The organism is Vibrio sp. C8 (genome assembly GCF_054051265.1).
On sequence record NZ_JBPAOE010000003.1, the window covers coordinates 107,291 to 126,644 of the forward strand.

The window sequence follows — 19,354 nt, forward strand, 5'->3', positions numbered from 1 at the left end:
ATATTGGCTGAGAGAGTAGTGTGGTTTGGTTTTTTTAAAAGAGCAATTTGAGCTACTTGCCCCTGGTGGCGATTTAGATTCGATTAAAGCAGCAATTGCAGCAGGTGCAGACGCAGTTTACTGCGGACTGGATAGGTTTAATGCACGTAACCGCGCAACCAATATTACGCTTGATGTCCTTGAGGGGGTGGTTGAACTTGCTCATCAACACAACTGTAAGATCTTTCTCACCCTCAACATTGTTCTGATTGAAAGTGAAATACCATCCATTATTCGCTTGTTGATACAGCTTAACGAGACTAACGTTGATGGCGTTATTGTTCAGGACCTGGGTCTAGCGTTTCTCATCAAACACAATTTCCCTCGCTTGGATATGCATGCCTCGACGCAAATGAACACACATAATGAAGGGCAAATTAAGCTGTTGAGCAAACTCGGATCTAGCCGAGTGAATTTATCCCGAGAGCTGAATATCGATGAAATCGCCCATCTGGCGCAATATGGACGAGAGCGCAATGTATCAATGGAAGTGTTTGTGCATGGCTCTTATTGCATCGGTTTCTCAGGCTTGTGTTATTTCAGTTCGGTGCTCAATGGTTCATCCGGTAACCGTGGTCGTTGCAGTCAGCCTTGTCGTGAACAGTACAAAACCACACGTACTGGTAGCAACTATCCGCTCAACCTTAAAGACAACTCTGCTTTTGAAGATATGGAAGCACTGGCTCGTGCGGGCGTCTATTCGCTGAAAGTGGAAGGGCGAATTAAGAAGTCCCATTATGTTTACACCGTGGTTGATAATTGGCGCAAACAAATTGACCATTACTGCCAAACGGGTGAGATGCTCAGTGATATGTCTGAGCTTTATACTGTTTTCAATCGCGACTTTACCAATGGCTTTCTCAAAGGCGATATCCATCGCGATATGTACATTGATAATCCAAGAAATTTTGCGGCTGCTCATTTTGCTTCTAAAAGTGTAACTTCTAAAGGTTTGGCATATAAAGAATTTGCCGCAAAGAACGTTACTCCAGTGAATTCACAAGTAAGTCAGGCAGTTAATGCGGATGCAGCGTTACAAGAAGCGAAGAAGTTTATTTATGACCGCAACACCGATCTTATTCGCAAGGTCGATGCGATTACTCAGGCTATGCCAATTACGGTCAATGCCAAGCGGAGCTTGAAAGGAAACGGCTTTATAGCGGATATTCCACTACCTAAGTCCGATGCTAACGCCAAGTTAAACGGTGCTAAGAAGCTTTCGGTACTGATCAACAATGCCTGTGATTTAGATTTAATTGAACAAGCTAGCGAAACAGAGTTTTTCTATCAAATACCGGATGCTCTAGAGCTTCAGTATCAAGAAGTCTTGGATGTGTTTACTCGCTATCCAACCCTTATTCCTTATTTCCCTGCGATATTAATTGGTGAACATTATCAAGCCGCGTGCCGTTTACTTGAACACATCAAACCAAAATGGTTGGTGACCAATAATCTGGGTATGGCTGAAATAGCGCAAAGCATGGGTTTACCTTGGGTAGCAGGGCCTCAACTTAATATCACTAACTCACTGTCTTTGCAGTGTGTTAAGCAAGAGCTTATGGGCAGCGGTGCGTTTATTTCCAATGAGCTGAGCGCTAACCAGATGAAGCGGTTAGTGAGACCGGAAGGTTTTCGATTGTTTTACAGCCTCTATCATCCAATTCATTTGATGACCAGTAGACAGTGCCTGCTCATTCAAAGCATTGGCTGTAAGAAGCAGAGTATGAATAAAGGCTGCATGAAACGCTGTGAGAAAACTGCATCAATAATCAACTTAAAAGATCAGTCTCATATCATTCACAAACAGCGTGGCAACCACAATTGCCTGTATGGAAACGAGAACTTCCTAAACTTAGATCTATTAGCTGAAGTGCCGAATCTGTTTACCGACATAATGATTGATCTGCGAGATATCCCAACCCACACCAAACTGGCCGTGAGTAAAGCAGAGTTGATTGAGCTGTTTAAGCAAACATTGGATGGTGGTGAAGCCGCGCAGCAAGTGTTGTTATCAAACATTATAGGGACAACAAACAAGCAGTATTTAAAAGGTTTGAACTAACGTCGGTTAGTTGGTTAAAAGAGAAGGGCAAACTTGCTGTGGTTTGCCCAATATTTCTGGCACTACGACTTTTCCAACACCCGTATCGACATACTTACCGCTGAAGTGCGGTTATCGACTTCCAGCTTCTTATAAATCTGCTCAAGATGTTTGTTCACAGTACGTGGGCTCATGTCGAGTATCTGTGCAATTTCCCAGTTTGTTTTGCCGAAAGAGAGCCAGTAGAGTACCTGAGATTCGCGCTTGGTGATGTTAAACACTTCGCGTAGGTCATCCTCGGTTCCTGCTTGTTTAGGTACATTGACTCGAATCAGAACATGCGTATTACTGTCATTTCCTGCAAAGGTTGCTTCGAGAGGCGAGTCAAATTGGGTAATGGACAATGGTGCAGAAGTATCACCACTGTTGAGCCATAGAGCGATGTCGGTTTGGATTTGCGACCAAGTATGCGCAATGTCTTGCGTGCTGTCCGAGCGACGGCTAATGTCGCACAACAGTTCTTGCGCGTGCGGTGTTGCCCATTCCAAGTCACCGTTCTTTGAGACACAGAAAATAAACTGACCAGCGTAATCCAACGCGGCTTGCGCAGATTTAGCCATGCGCGCGTTATGGCTGTGAACACGAATACGAGCGAGCACTTCAGCTGGAACCACTGGCTTAGTGATGTAATCTACTCCGCCTGCTTCAAACCCTTTGATGACGTGTTTGGAGTCATTTAACCCCGTCATAAAAATGATAGGAATCGCTGGCAAGCGTTCCTTTAACTTCAAACAGGTATCGAAGCCGTCCAGTACGGGCATGACGGCGTCAAGCAAGATGACGTCTGGCTGGATTTTTTCCACTATCGATAATGCCTGATGACCGTCCAGTGCGACCAGCACGGTAAGTCCCGCTTCATTGAGTGTTGCGTTTAACATTCCCAATGATTCAGGAGAGTCATCGACGACTAATACGATGATGTTTTTCGCTGAGAAACCGTTCATGAATCTATTAATCCATTAATATGTTCGACGATGTTTGCGAAGCGGCAATGGTGCGCCTCTTCTCGCATGGTGCTGATAAATTTTGTTCCTTGGTGACCGTTGCTTTCTAAATGATCGAGCAGGTCACTGAATGCGGACATAAATCCGATCTCGGCATAACTTTTCAATTTATAAAGTTCAGAATGATTCGGGTAGAAGTCCGCCATTTCTTGATGGCGCTCTTTTTCATCAGGTTGATATACCCATTCAATGCCCAACAATTGGCTCAGTTTTCCAAGCAGGAGTGACAGTGAAACGGGCTTGGTCAGGTAGCCATTGTGATAACTGTATAGCTGATTGTTGGTTTCTAACTCCTGAATATTAGCTGAGAGCATGAGTATAGGTTGATAGTAGTGCTTTTGACGTAATTTAATAGCCAATTGCCAGCCATTCACTTGTGGCATAAAAATATCCAGCATGAAAATGTCGATCGCTTTGCTTTCCGCCAGTTCCAATGCCGCTTGTGCGGAATTTGCTTGAAGGACATTAAATCCGAGAGGACTTAGAATATTGCTGATAAGCATACGCTGGTCATCAATATCGTCTACTACCAGAATGGTTTTCTTCGGTCCTTTATAACCAGTGACATCAAGGTTAGTTAATTCAGGCTCATTCAGATAATCATTCACTTCTGACAACATCATTTTCAAGGTAAAGGTACTGCCTTTGCCTTTTTCGCTGACACATTCAATTTCACCACCCATCAAGTCGGCTAGCGCATTAGAGATGGTTAATCCCAAACCTGTTCCGCTGATATGCTTGGTATGGTCAGATTGAATACGCTCAAAAGGGCGGAATATCAGTTGCTGCTCGTTTGGTGAAATACCAATCCCCGAGTCTTCAACACTGAAGCGTGCAACTTGGTTTCGATACGTCACCGAGAAGTGTACATGCCCAGATTCTGTGTATTTAACCGCATTATTGAGCATATTAATAAGGATCTGCCTCAGCCTTTGCTTATCAGCACTGATAAACACCGGTAAATGACCAGCACAACTATAATGGAAGGCGAGATGTTTTTGTTCTGCTTGCATTCGGAACATTTCAACCAGTTGTTGCAATAAAGAATGCAGGTTAAACGAGTCCCGATGCAGCTCTAATCGCCCCGCTTCAATTTTTGAAATCTCTAACAGACTTTCCAGTAAATCACCCAGATGCTTACCGTTTCGTTCCAGTGTTTCGGCATATTGGCGTTTTTTCGGCGTTAACTCTTTATCCTTGCTGAGCAGTTGGGCGTAACCGAGTAGCACGTTAAGCGGTGTTCTCAATTCATGACTCAGCCCAGCCAGATAACGACTTTTCGCGTCGTTGGCGTTTTCTGCTTTTTTCTTTGCCCGTTCAAGCTCCAGAGAGGTTTTCTCGTGCGCGGTAATTTCATCAGAAAGCAAATTGGTGTGTGCTTGAAGCTCTTTCATCGCAAGGCTGCTGCTGCTTCTAGCCAAGACAAATAACCAACTGATTATCCCAATTGGAATCAGCAGCAATGCAAAGGCTTTAAACAGACTGATAGAGAGCGCATTCATTTTGGTTGGATCTAAACTCGGAACCTGGCTGTAAGCCAGGGCGAGAATCGCGCCAATCGTAAGGCTCATTAATACCATCACCATAAAAAATTGGCTGATAGAAGAGGAGAGTTTGTTTATCCATGCGAGCGGTAAATAAGGCTTTAATGCGTGTTTAACCTGTGCGTGAAAGGTGGCTTGCGGGCGGCACTTATCATGGCAACGAACATCGAGAGAGCAGCAAAGTGAGCAGATGTGACCTTGATAAGCAGGGCATATCGCCATGTCTTCTTCCTCGAATGTGTGTTGGCAAACCACACACTCATGTTCTTGATGTCCATGGTGAACAATGATTTCGTCGTGGACTAAGTAGTAGCGACTGCGTGTCGCGAGAGCAATTAATGGAGCAGTGATAAATGGCAGAATAAACGCAAGATATGAGGCGAATGCTTTGATTACATCATTAAACACGCCAAAGTGGGCCGCGAATCCAAACAAGGATGCAATGATCATTGAACCCAACCCTACGGGGTTAATGTCATACAGCTTAGAACGTTTAAATTCGATGTGTTTCGGGCTAAGCCCAAGTGGTTTGTTGATGGCTAAATCGGCCACTATGCTGCCTATCCAAGAGAGCACCAACACCGAATAAATTTGCAGTGTCTGTTCAATGAGTTGATAAACACCAAGCTCCATCAACAACAAGGCAATCAGAACGTTAAAAATCATCCACACCACGCGACCGGGGTGGTGATGGGTTAAACGTGAGAAGAAGTTCGACCAAGCCAGAGATCCAGCATACGCATTGGCGACGTTAATTTTCAGTTGGGAAATGATAACGAACAGACCAGCGCAGATAAGGGCGAGTTTGGTGTTGTCAGTCATATATCTGAATACATTGACGTACATATGCGCAGGGTCTCCTGCCAGATCTGGCGCAATACCGTGACTGATAGCAAGCCACGCCAAGAAACTGCCCAGTGCGATTTTCAACGCGCCAAATAGCATCCATCCTGGGCCACCGATCAGCATCGCAGCCCACCAACGCAATTTAGTGGATGGAGTTTGTGCGGGAAGAAAGCGCAGAAAATCGACCTGTTCACCAATTTGCGCCACAACCGAAAGTAGTACTGCCGATGCAGCGCCAAACAACATCCAATCGAACTCCGGGCTGTGTCCAACCAAGCCCCCGTAGGAAAGCCATTGGTCAATTTGACTGTCTGGGTGAGAGAAAACGAAGAACAGAGGAATGAGCTGCATTGCGAGCCAAAGCGGCTGTGACCACATCTGAAACCGTCCGATGTTTGATATACCCAACGCTACTAACGGAATCACTATCACGGCGCTGATGATGTATCCCCAAAACAGCGGAATCCCAAACAGCAGTTCTATCGCCATCGACATAATAGCGGCTTCGAGGGCAAAAAAGATAAAGGTGAACGAAGCGTAGATAAGTGACACTATGGTCGAGCCAATATAGCCAAAGCCTGCACCACGACTAAGTAGGTCGGCATCAACACCATATTTGGCGGCGTAATAGCAGATAGGTATGCCACTTAAAATGACCACCAGAGAAACGCCGACTATCGCCCAAAGCGAGTTAATAACACCGTAGTTGAGAGTGATAGTGCCGCCGATGGCTTCAAGAACCAGAAACGAAACGATACCCAAAGCGGTATTAGCTATCCAGCCTGCGGACCACTTTCTTGCACGTTTGGCGGTAAAACGCAGCGCAAAATCTTCCAGTAATTCATTGCCAACCAGTTTGTTATAACGCCTGCGCGTTATCGGAACCTTCTGCATCTCATTGTCTCTTAATCCTTTAAGTTCTTACCTGCACTCCTTGCAAGTATGGGCATTGGCAGCTTGTTGTGTGTTTCGCTTGAAAACAGGTTGCGACCAACTCTATTTATACCTTGATCGCGCGAGTATAGCTCGATTTGTTTAAATCTAATATGCGTAGTTTGACGTAGACAAAGTGCGCAATACGCGCATACCGCTAACTCTCTATCTCACCGATACTTTTCCGGAGCTTGCTTCTGATGCCTGTCATTGGGGGTGTAAGTTTGGACCATTTATTAATCAAGGGAAGATGAAAAATGAAACGGAAATTTCTCTCCACTGCAGTACTGGCGGCGTCACTACTGAGTGCACATGCACTAGCAGCAGACACGATTAAAGTCGGTGTGTTGCACTCATTGTCAGGCACTATGGCAATTAGTGAAACAACACTGAAAGATACAATGTTGATGCTGATTGAAGAGCAAAACAAAAAGGGTGGCCTGCTAGGTAAAAAGCTAGAGCCTGTGGTTGTTGACCCAGCGTCTAACTGGCCTCTGTTTGCTGAAAAAGCACGCGAATTGATTTCAAAAGACAAAGTCTCAGCAGTATTCGGTTGCTGGACTTCAGTATCTCGTAAATCTGTACTGCCAGTATTTGAAGAGTTGAACAGCATTCTGTTCTACCCAGTTCAATACGAAGGTGAAGAGTCTTCGAAAAACGTATTCTACACAGGCGCTGCGCCAAACCAACAGGCGATTCCCGCGGTTGATTATCTAATGGATCAAGGTGTGAAGCGTTGGGTTCTCGCAGGTACTGACTATGTTTACCCTCGTACTACCAACAAAATCCTTGAAGCGTATTTGAAAGGCAAAGGTGTGGCGGAATCAGACATCATGATCAACTACACGCCTTTCGGTCACTCTGATTGGCAATCCATTGTATCTGACATTAAAAAATTCGGTTCTGCGGGTAAGAAAACAGCGGTGGTTTCTACGGTTAACGGTGATGCGAACGTACCTTTCTACAAAGAATTGGGTAACCAAGGTGTAACCGCAGACCAAATTCCAGTGGTGGCGTTCTCCGTCGGTGAAGAAGAGCTTTCTGGTATGGATACGGCTCCACTAGTCGGTCATTTAGCCGCGTGGAATTACTTTGAAAGTGTTGATTCAACAGCAAACGAAGAGTTCATCGAAGCGTGGCACAAATTTACCAAAGACGACAAACGCACCACCAACGACCCAATGGAAGCGACTTACATCGGTTTCAACATGTGGGTGAAAGCGGTTGAAGCGGCAGGCACAACAGATCCAGCAGCAGTACAAAACACGCTGATTGGGACCTCTGTACCTAACCTTTCTGGCGGTTACTCAACCATGATGCCTAACCACCACATCACTAAACCTGTTTTGATTGGAGAAATCCAAGATGACGGTCAGTTCCAAACTGTTTGGGAAACGGCTGGTTTGGTTGCGGGCGATGCATGGTCTGATTTCTTACCGGGTTCTAAAGATTTGATTTCAGATTGGCGTGCGCCACTTAGCTGCGGTAACTACAACGTGAAAACAGGTAAGTGTTCTGGTCAGAACTTCTAATTAGTAAAGCAGACCTTCCTGCTGTTTTACGACATTAGTCTGACGCAACGACATAAGTGGGAGCGAAAGCCCCACTTATCCTCTTGCTCAAGCAAGAAATGGATTTTAGAGGCTGGGCAAATAGCCGAGTTAGAAAGGGTTACTCATGGTCTTAATTAAGCGTATTTATTCCATCGCACTCAATACCAGACGAATCGGTCTGGTGTGGCTGCTTGGGATGACAGCCTTATGTGTGACTTCTTTGGCGCAAGCCGAGACGAGCGCTTCATTTGATGAAGGCTTACAAGCAATTTCAACACTTAAGTTCAATCAAATCGAATCGGGTGTGGATAGAATTCTACAAAGTGGTGACGAGCGAGCGGTTGAAGTATTGAGTCTGCTACTGAATGGCGATTTATATGTTGAGAAATCAAGTTCAACATTGGTAGTAATTAAAGCCAAAGAGGGCAGTGCTTACACGATTCAGCCACTTTTTTCGACCAATGATGGCGATACATCGACCGCAAATTCTCAATCCACAGTAAATTCCCGCGCGATTAAAAAGGTCGGTATCAACAACAGTCTGCGTGGCAAGTTAAAGTCGGCAATCGCCGCGTTAAGTATCTCTCATCCTAATCCGGACAAGCGTATTGACGCGATTAACCAGTTAATGGGTTCGATGGATGAAGAGAGTTATCAACTCCTGAAAGACCACTTAGTGAAAGAGTCTGATGCCAAAGTGAAAGACTTAGGAACAACGGCTCTAGCTATCTATGATTTGAAAAACAGTAGCGATGACAATGTCCTTGCTCAAGCGATTGATACCCTCAAACCCAGCTACCAACCGACGGCTCGTAACGCGCTCAATCAGTTTATTAGCGAGAATCCTGACAACGCACTAATTGGTGTTGCTCGTATTGCATTAAGCAGTATTGAGCAGCGTGAGAAAGTGGCAGACATGACGCAAACCCTGTTTTTCGGTCTAAGTCTTGGTTCTGTACTAGTGCTGGCGGCGATTGGTCTTGCTATTACCTTTGGTGTCATGGGCGTCATCAACATGGCACACGGCGAACTCATCATGTTGGGCGCCTACACCACTTATGTGGTTCAAACCTTAATGCCAGAACACATCGGTTTATCTGTATTTATCTCCATCCCTCTGGCGTTTGTTGTGTCTGCAATTGCTGGTGTACTGATTGAACGTTGCGTGATCCGCTTTTTGTATGGTCGACCATTAGAAACACTGTTAGCAACATTCGGCATCAGCCTTATTCTGCAACAAGCGGTTCGTACGGTTTTCTCTCCACTAAACCGTTCTGTTTCTACACCAGATTTTATGCAAGGTGTGATTGAAATTAACCCTCTGCTTAGCCTGACGTTAAATCGCTTATACATCATTGTGTTCTGTCTGATTGTGTTTGCACTTTTGTACCTGATTTTGAACTACACCCGCTTAGGTATTGAGGTTCGTGCCGTATCGCAAAACCGCAGCATGGCGCGTGCGATGGGGGTTCGCTCAGAATGGGTGGATGCTATGACCTTTGGTTTAGGTTCAGGCATTGCAGGTATTGCAGGTGTGGCTCTAAGTCAGCTCACCAACGTAGGACCAAACCTCGGTCAAGCTTACATCATCGATTCATTTATGGTGGTGGTGTTTGGTGGCGTGGGTAATTTGTGGGGAACACTGGTTGCGGGCATGTCTTTGGGCGTAGCAAACAAAATTCTTGAGCCATGGGCCGGTGCCGTATTGGCAAAAATCCTAGTGCTTGTGTTCATCATTCTATTTATTCAGAAAAAGCCCCGAGGACTATTTCCTCAGAAAGGGCGTTCTGCGGAGGGATAATCATGGTGTATCAACCGAAGTTATTTGATCGCTCTACCATGACATTTCTGCTGGTTCTGGCAGCCGCATTATGTGTGATACCGGCGTTGAACATGTTGGTGGGTTCAGGAAGTGCACTACACATTTCCACTTATACCGTCACTTTGATGGGGAAATACCTGACTTACGCGCTGCTTGCTGTCGCTGTTGATTTGGTCTGGGGCTATTTAGGCATTCTGAGCTTAGGTCACGCAGCGTTCTTTGCGCTAGGTGGCTATGCGATGGGTATGTATCTGATGCGTCAGATTGGTGACCGTGGCATTTATGGTAACCCTGAACTGCCAGATTTTATGGTGTTCCTAAACTGGAAAGAGTTGCCTTGGTTTTGGCACGGGTTTGACCAGTTCTGGTTTGCAGCACTAATGATCGTTCTCGCACCTGGCGTGCTGGCGTTTGTCTTTGGTTGGCTGGCGTTTCGTTCTCGTGTCACTGGGGTATATCTGTCAATCATCACACAAGCTCTGACATACGCGTTAATGTTGGCATTTTTCCGTAATGAAATGGGTTTTGGCGGCAATAACGGTTTAACGGATTTCAAAGATCTCTTGGGCTTTGATCTACAGGAAAACTCTACGCGCATCACTTTGTTTGTGCTGTCAGGTATCGCGCTCGGTCTTGGTTATCTGGCGTGTCGTTTTATTGTGGTGAGCCGTTTAGGGCGAGTAGCAATGGCAGTGCGCGATGCCGAATCTCGTACCCGCTTCACGGGTTACAAAGTGGAATACATCAAGTTAGCAATTTTCTGTTTTTCGGCTGTGTTAGCTGGTATTGCCGGTGCTCTGTATGTACCGCAAGTGGGCATCATCAACCCTTCTGAATTTTCTCCTTTGAACTCGATTGAGCTGGTGGTTTGGGTTGCATTGGGTGGTCGCGCAACCCTGTACGGCGCGGTGGTGGGGGCATTAGCGGTGAACTATGCCAAAACCTATTTAACTGCTGCGCTACCAGAGGTATGGCTGTTTAGCCTTGGCGCTATGTTTGTGTTAGTGACGCTGTTCCTGCCAAAAGGTGTGGTTGGGCTTATTAAAACCAAGGAGGCAAACGCATGAGCTTGAGAGATTTTGCAAGGTCAATGACTGACCGTGAACATGTCTATGATTTCCTTGTGCCGAAAGTAAATCCAATGCTGTCTGTTGGTCATGGCTGCTTGCTTTACCTTGAAGGTTTAACCGTTAGTTTTGATGGCTTCAAAGCGATAAACGATCTCAATTTGTACATCAACGAAGGAGAGCTGCGCTGCATTATCGGCCCTAATGGTGCAGGTAAAACCACCATGATGGACATCATTACCGGTAAAACTCGCCCAGACAGTGGCAGTGCGTGGTTTGGGCAGAATATCGATCTGCTTGAACTGAGTGAACCGGAAATCGCTCAAGCGGGGATCGGTCGTAAATTTCAAAAACCGACGGTGTTTGAAAACCAAACGGTATTTAACAACCTTGAACTGGCGATGGCGGGAGCAAAAACCGTGCGTTCAACCTTGTTTGCCAAGCTTTCTTCTTCAGATATTGATTACATCGACTACGTACTAAAGCAGATTGGCTTAGAGCCTCAACGCTTTTTACTTGCCGGTGCTCTGTCTCACGGACAAAAGCAGTGGTTAGAAATCGGCATGCTGCTAATGCAAAACCCGAAACTGCTGCTGGTGGATGAACCTGTCGCGGGAATGACACATCAGGAAATGGACAGAACAGGTGAGCTGCTGACTAGCCTCGCTGGGGAGCGCACCATAGTGCTGGTGGAACACGATATGGATTTTGTCCGTTCGATAGCGAAAAACGTCACGGTACTTCATCAAGGTTCGGTACTGGCTGAAGGTACGATGGATCAAGTACAAAGCAACCCCAAAGTGGTTGAAGTCTATTTGGGAGAAGAAGCATGTTAACGGTGAAGGGACTAAACCAATTCTACGGGCAGAGTCATACCCTATGGGATTTAGACCTCAATGTGGAAGAGGGGAAATGCACCTGTTTAATGGGGCGTAACGGCGTGGGCAAAACCACGTTATTGCAGTGTGTGATGGGCTTACTCGCGACTCAAAGTGGGCAAATTGAATATCTCGGTCAGGACATTGCCCCCTTAGCTGCGGAAAAGCGTGCCCCGTTAGGCATTGGTTATGTGCCTCAGGGACGCCAAATATTCCCTTTGCTGACCGTAGAAGAAAATCTGCGCATTGGTCTGCCTATTCGTGGTGATAAAAGCAAAAACGTGCCGGAATTTATCTATGAACTATTTCCAGTATTGAAGGAGATGCTGCATCGTCGTGGAGGTGACCTTTCAGGTGGTCAGCAACAACAACTTGCGATTGGTCGTGCGCTCGTTATTAACCCAAAACTGCTGATCTTAGATGAACCAACAGAGGGTATTCAACCTAACGTGGTGGCTGAAATTGGCGACATCATTCGCCGTTTGAATCAAGAGATTGGTCTGACGGTATTGCTAGTCGAACAGAAGCTACCTTTTGCCAGAAAAGTGGCTGACCGATTCAGCATTCTTGATCGTGGACGCCAAGTGGCGGCAGGTGAGATGACAGAACTCAATGATGCTCTGGTCAAAGAATACTTAACGGTGTAGCGCTATGAATTTGATGTCTAAGTTCGATCTCATCAGTCAAACCGAGCGCCACTGGCCAGCGTTTCTCTCGCTAGGTTTTGATTTTGATGGTGACAAGTCTCGAATGTACCAAATGGCGTTTCAAGGGCCACTGCGTGTACAACGCCCGTTCTATCCAGAGCAGGAGGTTTGCCATGTCTATTTGCTGCATCCTCCCGGTGGTTTGGTATCGGGCGATGACCTAAGCATTCAGGTCGAATGTGCACAAGGCAGCCATGCGCTGATCACTACACCTTCGGCGGGAAAAATCTATCGCGCAGATAGCCAAGGCGGGGCGCAACGCCAACAGGTTCATATTGATGTACACGATGCCAGTTGCGAATGGATGCCAATGGAAACCATCGTTTTTGATGGTGCGCACGGCAAACTTTCGACACGGGTGAACTTGTATGGCGAAGCAAAATTCGTCGGTATTGATGTGTTTTGTTTAGGCAGACCTAAGAGTCATCTGCCATTTATTAGCGGCAGTGTTGAACAGCGTTTGGCGGTTTACTTTGAAGACAAGCCGATACTGCTTGAGCGCCAGTATTTGTCTGCGGATGACCCACTTCTAAGCGCTATGAGCGGCTTTAACCAACATTTGGTTTCGGGGACGCTGATCATCTTTGGTATCAGTGATGCGGATGCAGCGGTGGGGCAATTAAGAGAGATGTTGGATAACCGTCAGCAGACACTCAGTGTGACACATCGATTAGGTGTCATTGTGGTTCGCTATTTGGGCGATTGCAGTGAACAGGCTCAACAACAACTACGAGGTTGCTGGCAAAACCTGCGACCGATACTGATGGGCATAGAGCCTTGCCCACCAAGGATTTGGAACACCTGATTTCAAACTATTTTCAGAGGGACGATATGGAATTATCACCAAGAGACAAGGATAAACTGCTGCTGTTTACGGCGGCGTTATTAGCAGAGCGACGTTTGGCAAGAGGCATCAAGCTGAACTATCCGGAAGCCAGTGCGTATATATCCGCAGCCATTATGGAAGGTGCGCGTGAAGGAAAAACGGTTGCGCAGCTGATGAGTGAAGGGCGCACGCTATTAAGCAAAAGCGAGGTCATGGATGGCATTGCTGAACTTCTAGAAGAAGTACAGGTTGAAGCGACCTTTCCTGACGGGACTAAACTGGTCACCGTTCATAACCCGATTCAGTAGGAGGCGTTATGAAGCCTGGAGAATACCAACTGCAATCTACACCCATTGAACTGAATGATGGCCGAAAAACCTTGAGTATTTCAGTGGTAAATCACGGTGACCGACCTGTGCAAGTGGGCAGCCACTATCATTTTTTTGAAACCAACCCAGCACTCGACTTTGAGCGTGAGAAAACCAAAGGCATGCGTTTGAACATCGCGGCAGGCACCGCGGTGCGTTTTGAACCGGGACAAACTCGCAACGTAGAACTGGTTGAGCTGGATGGCGCGAGAGAAGTGTACGGTTTCCGCGCCCAAGTGATGGGCAAAGTCTGAATTCAAGGAATAGGGAATAGAAGATGGCACAAATATCTAGGGCTGCGTATGCCGATATGTACGGGCCGACAACTGGCGACAAAGTTCGTTTAGCGGACACTGAGTTGTGGATTCAGGTTGAAAAAGATTTTACGACTTATGGCGACGAAGTGAAATTCGGTGGCGGTAAGGTGATTCGCGATGGTATGGGACAAGGGCAAAAATGCCGTGATGAAGTGGTGGACTGTGTGATCACCAATGCTTTGATTCTTGATCACTGGGGTATCGTCAAAGCCGATATCGGTATCAAAGATGGCAAGATCCACGCAATAGGCAAGGCGGGCAACTCAGATATTCAGCCTAACGTGACCATCCATATTGGCGCGAGCACCGAAGTGATTGCCGGAGAAGGCCATATTGTGACGGCGGGTGCTATCGATGCGCACATTCACTTTATCTGTCCGCAACAAATTGAAGAAGCGCTGATGTCAGGCACAACAACCATGTTGGGCGGCGGTACGGGACCTGCAACAGGCACGAATGCCACGACCTGCACTCCGGGCGCCTGGAACCTCGCTCAAATGCTGCGTAGCACCGACTTAATGCCAATGAACTTTGGTTTCCTTGGTAAAGGTAATGCCAGTTTACCGCAAGCGTTGGAAGAGCAACTCGAAGCGGGCGCTTGCGGCTTAAAGTTACATGAAGACTGGGGAACCACGCCAGCCTCTATCGATAACTGCTTGGCTGTGGCTGAAAAGTACGATGTTCAGGTCGCGATTCATACCGATACGTTAAACGAATCGGGATTTGTTGAAGACACTCTTGCGGCATTTAAAGGACGCACCATCCATACTTATCACACCGAAGGCGCGGGTGGCGGTCACGCTCCGGATATTATCGTTGCCTGTGGTCAGCCGAATGTACTGCCTTCTTCAACCAACCCGACTCGACCATACACCGTGAACACTGTGGATGAGCATCTCGACATGTTGATGGTGTGTCATCATCTCGACCCCAACATTCCTGAAGATGTGGCGTTTGCTGATTCTCGTATCCGTAAAGAGACCATAGCAGCAGAAGATATTCTGCATGACTTAGGCGCATTTTCGATGATTGCCTCTGACTCTCAAGCGATGGGACGTGTTGGTGAAGTGATTTGTCGTACTTGGCAAACCGCGCACAAGATGAAAGTGCAGCGCGGCTTACTGCCAGAAGATGAAGAGCGTCAGTCGGATAACTTCCGCGCCAAACGTTATATCGCTAAATACACCATTAACCCAGCTATTGCGCATGGCATTTCTCACGTTGTGGGTTCGCTGGAAGTGGGTAAGTTGGCGGATATCGTGTTGTGGAAACCGGCATTCTTCGGCGTTAAACCGGCACTGATCATAAAAGGTGGTTTTATTGCGGCTGCGCCAATGGGGGATGCGAATGCGTCAATTCCAACCCCTCAACCTGTGCATTATCGTTACATGTTTGGCGGATTTGGCACTGCGGGTGCTGCAACGTCAGTAACTTTCACCAGCAAAGCTGCAATGGAAAACGGCTTGCAGCAAACGCTTGGGCTCAAACGCGAGTTAGCGGCGTGCCTTAACAGTCGTAACGTGACGAAAAACGACATGATTCATAACGACTACATGCCAGTGATCAGTGTTGATCCGCAAACTTATGAGGTTAAGGCGGATGGTCAGCTATTAACGTGTGATCCCGCTACAGAATTGCCTTTGGCACAGCGTTATTCGCTGTTCTGAGAAACGGAACTAAGGAGAGTTGTATGTTGAAAGTTGTAGGACGTTCTGACCATTTCCACGGTGCAGTTTTGGACAATGTCGTTCTGCCTTATGCACTGCGCCAGAAAGGTCGATTCAGAACTGCGAGTCAGTCAGGTCTCGATGTGGGGGTGTTTTTGCCACGTGGTGATGTGCTTAAACACGGTGACTACTTGCACACCGAGTGCGGACAAGTGTTGGTGGTGGTTGCGGAAAAAGAAGCGGTGGTCACAGCAAAGACCGATGACTGGGAAACGTTCGCTAAGGCGTGTTACCACATGGGTAACCGTCATGTCCCTATGGCTATAGGTCAATGTTGGCTTCGATTCCAACCGGATCATGTACTGCAAGAAATGGTGGAAATGATGGGACTGGTGTGTGAAGCCCAAATGGCAGAATTCACGCCAGAAAATGGGGCGTACCATGGCAGTGGTAAAGGTCATCATCACGGACATGAGCATGACCATTCACATGAACACGAGCAACACGATCACGACTACGGTGATTCCCATGGGGACAGCCATTCTCATGGTCATTCCAATAACCATTTGCACACCGAATCGCACAACAAAAGCCATGGGGAGCATCATCACTAATGCAAATTTCGGCGTTGTTATCTCTGCTGCATTTAAGTAGCCCAAGTTTGCCAATAGGTGCATTTGCCTATAGCCAAGGCTTGGAAGGTGCGGTGGAACTGGAATGGGTGAAGGATGAAGCAAGCTTAAAGGCATGGCTGTCGCCGCTGTTGAGAAGTGGGCAGGCAAATTTAGAGCTACCGCTGTTAAAGCGCTTTTATCGGGCTTGGCAAATCAACGATTTAAACCAAATCGAATATTGGCAGCAGGTGTTACTGGCTAACCGTGAAACCGCAGAATTGGTGATGGAAGAACAGAAATTAGGTCAAACCCTTCATCGATTATTAAGCAGTTTGAACGTTGAGCTAGACAGTAAAGCGCGCAGCATGAGTTACCTGCCGCTATACGCCAAAGCTTGTGTGCACTTTAACGTACCGCTGGATGTGGCGGCGACAGGTTGGCTCTGGTCATGGTTGGAAAATCAGGTCACGGTGGCGTGTAAAACCGTACCTCTTGGGCAGACCTCTGCGCAGAAAGTACTGATTGAAATGATGCCAGTGATAGAGCTGGCAATTGAAACCGGATTATCCGTCAGTGACGACAATATCGGCCTTACTTTACCCAATTTTGCCATGGTCAGTGCCTGGCATGAGACCCAATATTCAAGATTATTTAGGAGTTAAATATGAGCACACAATGTTTACGAGTAGGCGTCGGTGGCCCGGTAGGCTCCGGTAAAACAGCGTTGCTACGTCAGTTATGTTCAGCAATGCGTGAACACTACAACCTTGCCGTGGTAACGAACGACATTTATACCAAGGAAGACGCTGAGTTTCTAATGCGCCATGAAGCATTGGATATTGATCGCATCATGGGAGTTGAAACCGGTGGCTGCCCACACACAGCTATTCGTGAAGATGCCTCAATGAACCTCGCAGCGATTGACGAGTTGCAGCACCGTCATCCGGGTTTGGAATTGGTGCTGGTGGAAAGTGGTGGTGACAATCTCAGTGCAACATTTAGCCCTGAGCTATCCGATCTCACTCTATATGTAATCGACGTTTGTGCCGGTGACAAAATTCCTCGTAAAGGTGGGCCTGGCATTACTAAGTCTGATCTGCTGATCATCAACAAAACCGACCTCGCGCCTATGGTTAATGCTTCACTTGAAGTGATGGACAGAGATGCGAAGAAAATGCGTGGTGAAAAACCATTTGTGTTTACCAACTTAATTCGTGGCGACGGTTTAAAAACCGTCATCGACTTTATCGTTCAACAGGGCATGTTGGCAGAGCGTGAAGTGAATGTTGTCGTCACAGAACAGATCTAATAGAGCCTCGTTAACAGGCTGTTGTAAAAAAAGAAGAAGGAATTTTTAAATGAAACTATCTCTTAGCAAAATCATCTCTGCTGCCGCGCTACTTGCCGCAAGTTCACCAAGCTTTGCCCATACTGGGCACGCAATGCATGCGAGTTTCTCTGAAGGATTTTTGCACCCGCTGACGGGCATTGACCATCTTGCTGCACTGGTCTTGATTGGATTTTTTGCGGCAAGCTATAGCTACAAAAAATCGGCGCAAATCATCGCTTGTTTTGCTGCAGCTTTAATGGCCGGTTTCTTCGTTGGTGTTGAATGGTCGAATGCATCAGTAGTGGAATCGCTTGTTGCAGGTTCCTTGATTGCGTTGCCTGTTGCTCTGTATGCGTATCGCAAAACAGGGGCTATTAAGTGGCTTTCTATGATCAGTATTGCAGCGTTCAGTGCTTGTCATGGCCTAGTACAAGGCGCAGAAGCGATTGGCGCAGTGAGCGAGTTTGGCCTTGGTTCACTGGTTGCAAGCGTTATGGTGATGGTTGGCGTTAATGTAATGGTTAAGGCTATCCGCAATGCTGTTGCTCATTTCACTACTGTTAAACAATAACAACATCCGTTGGCTATAAATACGGGTCAGAAGTGAAAGCAAAGGGAGCGAAATGCTCCCTTCGTTTATGTCGAATGTTCAATCTAGCTCTGTCATTGGTGAAATTATTTATTTAAATATGAAATAATTTCCGAAAAGCATTGTAATGACCTAGCTAAGCTGAGATAACTAAACGCGTCTGTGCATTAGATGTAAGGTCTATCTTTGTGAACCCATTCGTCTTTACTTTCGGCATTATTTTTAGCGGTTTTGTGCTGGGATTGTTTTTCCAACGTTATCTTAAACAGCGTTCATCTTTTGTCAGTTTGGTTTTAACCAAAGTAGCATTGATGGCTTTGATTCCGTTTAGTGTCTTTGTCTCTTTATGGCAGCTAAGTAATATTCGTACTGAGTTATTGTATCTGCCTTTTATTGGTGCAGGTGTGATCGCCGCGGGTACCTTGGTCGGGATCGTTGTAGCAAAAAAGAATCAATTAACGCCTGTGCAAACAGGAGCGCTTGTTCCAGTGACGGCGCTCTACAACATTGGTGCGCTGGGTAACCTTGTTCTGTTTATCACATTCGGTGAAAACGGTGTGGCTATGATGGCTCTGTTTAAACTGTTTGAAGAGCTGACCTATTTTGGTTTGGTTTTCCCGTACGCAAAATCCAAATCGCAAGATGAAGCGCTCAAGTCCACAAAAAACAAACAAGCTTGGAAAGACCCGATTTTCCTCATCGCTATTTGCGCAATTTCTGCCGGTTTACTGCTTAATTTGGCGGGTATTGAACGTCCTGAATTTCTGCTTTCAGTGAGCTATTGGACAATCCCAGTGGGTACTTTCTTGCTGATAGCTTCCGTAGGGCTAACCTTTAATTTGAAAGGTGGAAAGCGTTGGCAAAAAGTGGCAATGACGGCGACCATTGCACGTTCTGTTTGTGCGGTGCTGGTGGTTTTAGTCATGCTTTCACTGTTTAACCTTTGGCAGGTTGAAGGTCAATTGGTCGCGAAGGTGTGCTTGGTGCTGGCAGTGATGCCCACGGCATTTATGGGTACGTTACCAGCAGTCCTTTATGGTTTGGACAAAGAGGTAGCGAATACCAGTTGGATTACCAGCTACTTCGTGTCCATGCTGCTCACGCCAATCATGCTCGTTTTCCTCAGTACCTTGTAGCTTCCACTCAACG

17 protein-coding genes are annotated in these 19,354 nt (G+C 46.6%); 15 read left to right on the forward strand and 2 right to left on the reverse strand.

All coding sequences use genetic code 11. The features are described from left to right. Positions 1-25: 25 nt before the first annotated feature. Positions 26-2,101: a peptidase U32 family protein gene (locus ACRQQK_RS02125; protein WP_457509859.1), complete on the forward strand. Its 2,076-nt coding sequence runs from the start codon at positions 26-28 to the stop codon at positions 2,099-2,101. 62 nt (positions 2,102-2,163) lie between these two features. Here ACRQQK_RS02125 and ACRQQK_RS02130 read toward each other — a convergent pair whose 3' ends face one another. After that, positions 2,164-3,084 (reverse strand): response regulator transcription factor, encoded by a 921-nt coding sequence (locus tag ACRQQK_RS02130; protein WP_102968718.1) that lies wholly within the window; start codon positions 3,082-3,084, stop codon positions 2,164-2,166. Continuing rightward, a complete protein-coding gene (locus ACRQQK_RS02135) occupies positions 3,081-6,428 on the reverse strand; it encodes a hybrid sensor histidine kinase/response regulator (protein WP_457509860.1) in 3,348 nt (1,115 codons plus the stop codon). The genes ACRQQK_RS02130 and ACRQQK_RS02135 overlap by 4 nt, the downstream gene beginning before the upstream one ends. A 296-nt stretch (positions 6,429-6,724) precedes the next feature. Here ACRQQK_RS02135 and urtA point away from each other — a divergent pair, with 296 nt between their 5' ends. The 14 genes from urtA (at position 6,725) to ACRQQK_RS02205 (ending at position 19,341) form a co-directional block, all read left to right on the forward strand. Further along, positions 6,725-7,999: an urea ABC transporter substrate-binding protein gene (gene urtA / locus ACRQQK_RS02140; protein ID WP_457509861.1), complete on the forward strand. Its 1,275-nt coding sequence runs from the start codon at positions 6,725-6,727 to the stop codon at positions 7,997-7,999. Positions 8,000-8,216: 217 nt separating this feature from the next. Next, positions 8,217-9,821 carry an urea ABC transporter permease subunit UrtB gene (gene urtB, locus ACRQQK_RS02145; RefSeq protein WP_457509896.1) on the forward strand — a complete coding sequence of 535 codons (1,605 nt, stop codon included), beginning with the start codon at positions 8,217-8,219 and terminating at the stop codon, positions 9,819-9,821. Between the two features lie 2 nt (positions 9,822-9,823). Further along, the gene (gene urtC, locus ACRQQK_RS02150; RefSeq protein WP_457509862.1) at positions 9,824-10,909 is read left to right on the forward strand and encodes an urea ABC transporter permease subunit UrtC; all 1,086 of its coding nucleotides are present in this window, start codon (positions 9,824-9,826) and stop codon (positions 10,907-10,909) included. Then, a complete protein-coding gene (gene urtD, locus ACRQQK_RS02155; RefSeq protein WP_167411113.1) occupies positions 10,906-11,745 on the forward strand; it encodes an urea ABC transporter ATP-binding protein UrtD in 840 nt (279 codons plus the stop codon). Before urtC ends, urtD begins: the two co-directional genes overlap by 4 nt. Then, complete coding sequence (gene urtE, locus ACRQQK_RS02160; RefSeq protein ID WP_457509863.1) at positions 11,739-12,434, forward strand: urea ABC transporter ATP-binding subunit UrtE; 696 nt, start codon at positions 11,739-11,741, stop codon at positions 12,432-12,434. Before urtD ends, urtE begins: the two co-directional genes overlap by 7 nt. A gap of 4 nt (positions 12,435-12,438) precedes the next feature. Then, complete coding sequence (locus ACRQQK_RS02165; RefSeq protein WP_457509864.1) at positions 12,439-13,299, forward strand: urease accessory protein UreD; 861 nt, start codon at positions 12,439-12,441, stop codon at positions 13,297-13,299. Positions 13,300-13,325: 26 nt separating this feature from the next. Continuing rightward, positions 13,326-13,628, forward strand: coding sequence for an urease subunit gamma (ureA, locus tag ACRQQK_RS02170; RefSeq protein ID WP_457509865.1), 303 nt, complete (start codon positions 13,326-13,328; stop codon positions 13,626-13,628). A gap of 8 nt (positions 13,629-13,636) precedes the next feature. Beyond that, positions 13,637-13,942, forward strand: a complete 306-nt coding sequence (locus ACRQQK_RS02175) for an urease subunit beta (RefSeq protein ID WP_457509866.1) — start codon at positions 13,637-13,639, stop codon at positions 13,940-13,942. Between the two features lie 23 nt (positions 13,943-13,965). Continuing rightward, positions 13,966-15,672, forward strand: a complete 1,707-nt coding sequence (gene ureC / locus ACRQQK_RS02180; RefSeq protein ID WP_457509867.1) for an urease subunit alpha — start codon at positions 13,966-13,968, stop codon at positions 15,670-15,672. A gap of 23 nt (positions 15,673-15,695) precedes the next feature. Then, a complete protein-coding gene (gene ureE, locus ACRQQK_RS02185) occupies positions 15,696-16,286 on the forward strand; it encodes an urease accessory protein UreE (protein ID WP_457509868.1) in 591 nt (196 codons plus the stop codon). Beyond that, a complete protein-coding gene (locus ACRQQK_RS02190) occupies positions 16,286-16,948 on the forward strand; it encodes an urease accessory protein UreF (RefSeq protein WP_457509869.1) in 663 nt (220 codons plus the stop codon). The genes ureE and ACRQQK_RS02190 overlap by 1 nt, the downstream gene beginning before the upstream one ends. Before the next feature lie 2 nt (positions 16,949-16,950). Then, positions 16,951-17,595 (forward strand): urease accessory protein UreG, encoded by a 645-nt coding sequence (gene ureG, locus ACRQQK_RS02195; RefSeq protein WP_457509870.1) that lies wholly within the window; start codon positions 16,951-16,953, stop codon positions 17,593-17,595. Positions 17,596-17,644: 49 nt separating this feature from the next. After that, a complete protein-coding gene (locus ACRQQK_RS02200; RefSeq protein WP_457509871.1) occupies positions 17,645-18,187 on the forward strand; it encodes a HupE/UreJ family protein in 543 nt (180 codons plus the stop codon). Positions 18,188-18,393: 206 nt separating this feature from the next. Continuing rightward, on the forward strand, positions 18,394-19,341 hold the full coding sequence (locus ACRQQK_RS02205) for an AEC family transporter (protein ID WP_457509872.1): 948 nt from the start codon (positions 18,394-18,396) through the stop codon (positions 19,339-19,341). The last annotated feature ends 13 nt before the right edge of the window (positions 19,342-19,354 follow it).

Coding starts and splice junctions, on each gene's coding strand:
- urtE (WP_457509863.1), top strand. CDS start 11,739: ATGTTAACGGTGAAGGGACTAAACCAATTCTACGGGCAGAGTCATACC.
- ureG (WP_457509870.1), top strand. CDS start 16,951: ATGAGCACACAATGTTTACGAGTAGGCGTCGGTGGCCCGGTAGGCTCC.
- ACRQQK_RS02190 (WP_457509869.1), top strand. CDS start 16,286: ATGCAAATTTCGGCGTTGTTATCTCTGCTGCATTTAAGTAGCCCAAGT.
- ACRQQK_RS02165 (WP_457509864.1), top strand. CDS start 12,439: ATGAATTTGATGTCTAAGTTCGATCTCATCAGTCAAACCGAGCGCCAC.
- urtC (WP_457509862.1), top strand. CDS start 9,824: ATGGTGTATCAACCGAAGTTATTTGATCGCTCTACCATGACATTTCTG.
- urtD (WP_167411113.1), top strand. CDS start 10,906: ATGAGCTTGAGAGATTTTGCAAGGTCAATGACTGACCGTGAACATGTC.
- ACRQQK_RS02135 (WP_457509860.1), bottom strand. CDS start 6,428: ATGCAGAAGGTTCCGATAACGCGCAGGCGTTATAACAAACTGGTTGGC.
- urtB (WP_457509896.1), top strand. CDS start 8,217: ATGACAGCCTTATGTGTGACTTCTTTGGCGCAAGCCGAGACGAGCGCT.
- ureC (WP_457509867.1), top strand. CDS start 13,966: ATGGCACAAATATCTAGGGCTGCGTATGCCGATATGTACGGGCCGACA.
- ACRQQK_RS02175 (WP_457509866.1), top strand. CDS start 13,637: ATGAAGCCTGGAGAATACCAACTGCAATCTACACCCATTGAACTGAAT.
- ACRQQK_RS02130 (WP_102968718.1), bottom strand. CDS start 3,084: ATGAACGGTTTCTCAGCGAAAAACATCATCGTATTAGTCGTCGATGAC.
- ACRQQK_RS02200 (WP_457509871.1), top strand. CDS start 17,645: ATGAAACTATCTCTTAGCAAAATCATCTCTGCTGCCGCGCTACTTGCC.
- urtA (WP_457509861.1), top strand. CDS start 6,725: ATGAAACGGAAATTTCTCTCCACTGCAGTACTGGCGGCGTCACTACTG.
- ureA (WP_457509865.1), top strand. CDS start 13,326: ATGGAATTATCACCAAGAGACAAGGATAAACTGCTGCTGTTTACGGCG.
- ureE (WP_457509868.1), top strand. CDS start 15,696: ATGTTGAAAGTTGTAGGACGTTCTGACCATTTCCACGGTGCAGTTTTG.